At 67.3% G+C, this 5,517-nt stretch carries 5 protein-coding genes; 2 read left to right on the top strand and 3 right to left on the bottom strand.

The features are described from left to right. Positions 1-1,809 (top strand): hypothetical protein (locus tag ABZD10_RS13150; RefSeq protein ID WP_372887120.1); only part of this gene is annotated, 1,809 nt, incomplete at its 5' end. 84 nt (positions 1,810-1,893) lie between these two features. Here ABZD10_RS13150 and ABZD10_RS13155 read toward each other — a convergent pair. Both ABZD10_RS13155 and ABZD10_RS13160 read right to left on the bottom strand, forming a co-directional pair. Next, complete coding sequence (locus ABZD10_RS13155; RefSeq protein WP_372887122.1) at positions 1,894-2,133, bottom strand: DUF2842 domain-containing protein; 240 nt, start codon at positions 2,131-2,133, stop codon at positions 1,894-1,896. Positions 2,134-2,143: 10 nt separating this feature from the next. Next, complete coding sequence (locus ABZD10_RS13160) at positions 2,144-3,439, bottom strand: adenylosuccinate synthase (RefSeq protein ID WP_372887124.1); 1,296 nt, start codon at positions 3,437-3,439, stop codon at positions 2,144-2,146. A gap of 136 nt (positions 3,440-3,575) precedes the next feature. On the opposite strand from ABZD10_RS13160, the gene ABZD10_RS13165 reads away from it, so the two are divergent. Next, positions 3,576-3,971: a DUF6524 family protein gene (locus ABZD10_RS13165; protein ID WP_372887128.1), complete on the top strand. Its 396-nt coding sequence runs from the start codon at positions 3,576-3,578 to the stop codon at positions 3,969-3,971. A gap of 57 nt (positions 3,972-4,028) precedes the next feature. On the opposite strand, the gene ABZD10_RS13170 is transcribed toward ABZD10_RS13165, so the two are convergent. Beyond that, positions 4,029-5,517: calcium-binding protein (locus ABZD10_RS13170; protein WP_372887126.1), on the bottom strand; the 1,489-nt coding region annotated here is incomplete at its 5' end.

The raw sequence follows: 5,517 nt of genomic DNA on the forward strand, positions 1-5,517 counted from the left end.
GATGCCGAGATGCTGGCCCGCATCGCCGCACGCGAGATCGAAAGCCTGGTCCAGGCCCGCACCGAACATGGCGCCATCGTCGTGAGCACCATGCCGCTCGCCCCCGCCGAACCGGCCCCCGAAACGGCGGCCCCCGAGGCGGCCGCAGAACCGGCCGCGGAACCGCAGGACAGCCCGGTTCTGGTCGACGACACCCTGCCCGAAGACGGCGTTGCCGAGGCGGCGCTGCCCGAGGGTGCCGAGACCGCGGATGATGTTGCCGAGGTCCAGGCCGAAGCCGGGGCCGAAGAGCCCGAGGCAATCGAAGACGCGGCCATCGGGCAGCCCGAAGAGCTTGCAGAAGATCTGCAAGAAGACTTCGGGGCGGCGCAGGTCGAAGAGACCGCCGAAGACGCGCCGGCTCCGGCCGCCAGCGATGACGACGAAGACGCCGACGAACGCGCCGAGGCCGAGCTTCTCTCGGAAGAGGAAGAATTCGAACCCGCCGAGCCCGCACCGGCCACCGGCGACATCGACAGTATCGCCGCCAAGCTGCAACGCATCCGCGCCGTGGTGTCGAAATCGCGCGAACTGCCCGAGGACGAAAGCTTCTCCGAGGACGAACACGCCGACAGCTTCCTGTCCAAGACCGCGCGCGAGATCGAAACCGTGCTGCAACTCGACGACGAGATGGCGGCCGCGGCCCGCAGCGAAGACGCGGCAGACACCGTCGCCGAAGCCCCCGCAGCCCCGGAGGCCCCGGCCCCCGAACTGTCCGAGGACAACGCCGGGGACATGCCCGAAGCCGCCCCGGTGGTTCCGGCACGGGCCCGCGTCCTGCGCATGAAGAAGGCCGATTTCGAGGCCGCGGTCGATGCCGGGCTGGTCGAGGCCGAGGCCGAGGACAGCCCCGAAGCCGAAGCCGAAGCCGAACCGGCCCCGGCCGGAAACGTCGAACCCGCGCCGCGGCGCGAAAGCAGCCTCAGCCCCGCAGAAGAAGCCGAGCTGATGGCCGAACTGGCCCAGGTCGAGGCCGAGCTCAAGGCCGACGACGACGAGGAAGCAGCCCCCGAAGAGGCCATGGCCCCCGCCGCCGAAGAGGCCGGCGACCGCCAGCCGCGCGGCCATCATCTGCGCGAGGCCGGCCAGCAGTCCGACGCCGACATGGCGCGGCTGATGGAGGCGGCACAAAGCCATCTCGACGAACCCGACGGATCGCGCCGCCGTCAGGCGATCGCCCATCTGCGCGCCGCGGTGGCCGCCACCAAGGCCGAGCAGAAATCCGGTCGCAGCACCGACAAGCCCCGCGATGTCTCGGAACCCTATCGCGATGATCTGGCCAGCGTCGTCAACCCCTCGGCCGCGCGCGCCCGCGCCGCCCGTGCGGGCGGTGAACCGCCGCTGAAACTGGTCGCCGAACAGCGCATCGACACGCCCCCCGCCGAGGCCGCGCGGACCCTGGTGCGCCCGCGCCGGGTCTCGGCCGCCGAGGCCGGCGAACGCAAGCGCCCCTCGATGGAGCCGACCGCCGGCGATCACGACTTCGCCAGCTTCTCGGAGTTTGCCGAAAGCGTCGGCGCGGTGCAGCTGCACGACGTGCTGGAAGCCGCCGCCTCCTACCTGACCTTCGTCGAGGGCCGCGAGGTCTTTTCGCGCCCGATGATCGTGCGCATGGCGCGCGACATGGAAGACGCCGGTTTTTCCCGCGAAGACAGCCTGCGCGGCTTCGGCCAGCTACTGCGCGAGAACAAGATCACCAAGGTCTCGGGCGGCCGTTTCACCGCCTCGGAAGAGATCGGCTTCCGCCCCGAGAACCGCGCCGCCGGCTGACCCGAAGGTCGCCGGTCGCACCAAAAAACGGGCCGCGAAAGCGGCCCGTTTTCTTATGGTCGGGGCAGATGATCCGGCCGGTGCCTATTTGCCGGGGCCGTCATCCTCGGGCGCGTCCGGGTCGGGCTGGCCGATGCCGGTGAAGATGCGCTTGAAGGGCAGGATCCAGACGATCCCCAGCCCGACATAGACCGCGAATTCCACCCACAGGCTGGGCCGGTCGATGACATTGACCAGCGTCACGGCGGCGATGATATAGACCGGCAATCCCAACAACAGGATCACCAGCGCCCAGCGTCGTCTTGCCTTGTAGGACAGGGCCATGGCTGCGTCCTCAGTCAGAGAAAGGGTCGGTCACGAGAATGGTATCATTGCGCTCGGGCGAGGTCGACACCAACGCCACCGGGCAGTCGATCAGCTCTTCGAGGTGCCGGACGTATTTGATCGCGTTGGCCGGCAGGTCGGCCCAGCTGCGCGCGCCCTCGGTCGACTCGCTCCAGCCCGGCATCTCTTCATAGATCGGGGTGCAGCGCGCCTGCTGGTCGGCGGCGGTCGGCAGGTAGTCGAGCCGCTCGCCATCCAGCTCGTAGCCGACGCAGATCTTCAGGGTCTCGAAACCGTCCAGCACGTCGAGCTTGGTCAGCGCGATGCCGTTGACGCCCGAAGTGGCACAGGTCTGGCGCACCAGGCAGGCATCGAACCAGCCACAGCGGCGCTTGCGCCCGGTGGTGGTGCCGAATTCATGGCCGCGCTCGCCCAGCCGCTGCCCGTCGGCATCGTCCAGCTCGGTCGGGAACGGGCCCTCGCCGACGCGGGTGGTATAGGCCTTGACGATGCCCAGCACGAAGTCGATCGAGCCGGGGCCGATGCCGACCCCGGTGGCGGCCTGGCCGGCGATCACATTGGACGAGGTGACAAAGGGATAGGTGCCGAAATCAATGTCCAGCAGCGCGCCCTGCGCGCCTTCGAACAGGATCCGTTTTCCGGCCTTGCGTTTCTCGTTCAGCTCTTTCCACACCGGAGCGGCAAAGGGCAGGATCTGCGGCGCGATCTCTTTCAGCTGCGCGATCAGCGCGTCGCGGTCGACCGGCGCGATGCCCAGCCCCTTGCGCAGCGGATCGTGGTGCTGAAGGGCGCGATCGACGCGCGCCTCGAGCGTCGCGTCATCGGCCAGGTCGGCGACGCGGATGGCACGGCGGCCCACCTTGTCTTCATAGCACGGGCCGATGCCGCGCCCGGTGGTGCCGATCTTGGTGCCCTTCGAGGCCGCCTCTTCGCGGGCCCGGTCCAATTCGCCGTGGAACGGCAGGATCAGCGGCGTGTTCTCGGCGATCATCAGCGTCTGCGGCGAAATCTCGACGCCCTGTGCGCGCACGGTCTCGATCTCCTTGATCAGATGCCATGGGTCGAGCACCACGCCATTGCCGATCACCGACAGCTTGCCGCCGCGCACCACGCCCGAAGGCAGCGCGTGCAGCTTGTAGACCTTACCGTCGATCACCAGGGTGTGGCCTGCATTGTGGCCGCCCTGGAACCGGGCAATCACATCGGCACGCTCGCTGAGCCAGTCAACGATCTTACCCTTGCCTTCATCGCCCCACTGGGCGCCTACGACGACGACATTTGCCATTTCGGCTCCTTTCAAGGTCAAACCCGCGCCCTTTTAGCCATCAATGCTGCGGCGCGAAACCGCAAATGTGCCGCAGCTCTGGACAGAGCCGCGAATATTTCGTTAACCAATGGATTATCAAGTGATCGGAGACACGATGGGGCTGTTGCTGCGCTGGGCCTGTGCCTTTCTGCTACTGGCATTGACCTATAATCCCACCCAGTGGAACTACATCCGCTGGTCGATGAACAATTACCAGCAGGAACAACCGCTTGCCGTGCTCTTGGGGCTGCTTCTGCTGATCTGGTACATCATCTACCTGCGCGCCACGCTGCGCTCGATCGGCGGTTTCGGCATGTTCCTCGTGCTGTCGGTGGTCGGGGCGCTGGTCTGGGTGCTTTACGACTGGAACATGCTCAGCCTCGACAATCCCGACATCGTCACCTGGATCGCCATCCTTGCCCTGAGCATCGTGCTGGGAATCGGCCTTGGCTGGTCGATCGTGCGCCGCATGCTGACCGGCCAGGTCGACATGGACAATGTCGACCACTGAGCCCCGTGCGGCGGCCCGAGGCCATGCCCCCGGCCGCGCCAGCGCCGCCGACCCTGCCTAAAGCGTGACCGCGACCTCCTCGGCCAGCGGCCCGCCCTCGGAGAGGATCAGGTCAAACTCCGTCAGGTCGCTGACCCCCTCCACTTCCAGCACCGCGCTGCCGTTGACGAACACCGTGCTGCCACTGGCGCCGTTGCTCACCGTCAGGGTGCTGGATGCAAGGTCTTCGACAAAGATCATCAGCACATCCTCGCTGCGGTCGAAATCGCTGATCCGGGCAACCCCGTCGCCGCTGTCCGGCGCGCTCACCAGATCATGCAGGGTCAGGCGGAACTCATCCGCCCCTCTGCCGCCGGTGACGCTGTCATTGCGATCAAAGAGGATCGTGTCATCGCCGCCGCCGCCCTCGAGCCTGTCCGAGACATCGTCGCCAACCGCGTGGTCATAGGCGATGCGCCCGTCCTGCGGGTCTCCGACCGGGGTCTCGCCCTGAAGCAGATAGGCGCTCATCAACAGATCGTCCCCCGCGCCGCCGACAAGGCTGTCCGCAGCGCCCAGCGAGCCTGCCAGCGTGTCATCGCCGAAGCCGCCGTCAAAATGCGCGCTGCCCCCGGTCGGTGTGTCGAAATGCACCGCGAACAGGCTGTCGCTGCCGGCGCCGCCCAAAAGCGTGTCGTCGCCGCCCGCATAGACCAGCCGGTCATCGCCCGCACCGCCGTCGAACAGGTCGTTGTCGGTGCCCGCATCGACACCGTCATAGCCGATCTCGCCATCGACCAACACGCCATCGGCGATGTAATCGGCCCCGGTCGAGCCGGTAACGCTGTCTGATCCGGCACCGCCATAGACCGCGGCGATGCCGGGAAAGCCGGGCTCCGGGTCCAGCTGGTAGACGATCTCGATCCTGTCGTCGCCGTCGCCGCCCCAGATTTGCGCCGCGTTCGACCCGGTGATGACGTCATCGCCGGCGTCACCATGAATATCGGCGCGCCCGTTCAGCGCCGAGATCGTGTCGTTGCCTTCCCCGCCGGTCACGGTGGAAGGCGCGCCGCCGGTGTTGCCGTCACCGTCGAGCTCGGCGAAATCGTCGCCGGCCTCGAGATGCACCACCGCCGTGGCAAAGCCGGTCACGCTGTCCTCTCCGTCACCGAGCGCCAAAATGCTGTTGGGCGCATCCTGCGCGAGGGTCACAAGGTCGTCGCCGGCAAATCCGCGTATATAGCCGCCCTCAAATCCCGATCCGGCGCCCCCCAGCGCGATCACGTCGTCGCCGTCGCTGCCGTCCAGCAGGTCGGGGCCCAGTTGCAGCGCCGAGGTGACAAAGCCCACATCGTCCAGCGCCACCCCCGCCGCCCCGACAAGCCGGATCTGGTGGCTGTAGGGGTCCTCGCCCGAGGCATCGAAAACGTCATACATGACAAGCGCGTCATCGCCGTCGGTCTCGATCCGCAGGGAATTCACCGACTCCGCCTCGCGCGAAAGCTGGATTTCCAGCCGGTCCTCGGCGGGGTCGAAATCGGTGATGACCAGCGTGTCCCCGCTGAGC

It is taken from the genome of Shimia sp. (genome assembly GCF_041624275.1).
Classification (GTDB): domain Bacteria; phylum Pseudomonadota; class Alphaproteobacteria; order Rhodobacterales; family Rhodobacteraceae; genus Shimia.

What these genes read in the sequence shown, in the direction of transcription:
- ABZD10_RS13165 (WP_372887128.1), top strand. Translation starts at nt 3,576, where the DNA reads ATGGGGCTGTTGCTGCGCTGGGCCTGTGCCTTTCTGCTACTGGCATTG.
- ABZD10_RS13155 (WP_372887122.1), bottom strand. Translation starts at nt 2,133, where the DNA reads ATGGCCCTGTCCTACAAGGCAAGACGACGCTGGGCGCTGGTGATCCTG.
- ABZD10_RS13160 (WP_372887124.1), bottom strand. Translation starts at nt 3,439, where the DNA reads ATGGCAAATGTCGTCGTCGTAGGCGCCCAGTGGGGCGATGAAGGCAAG.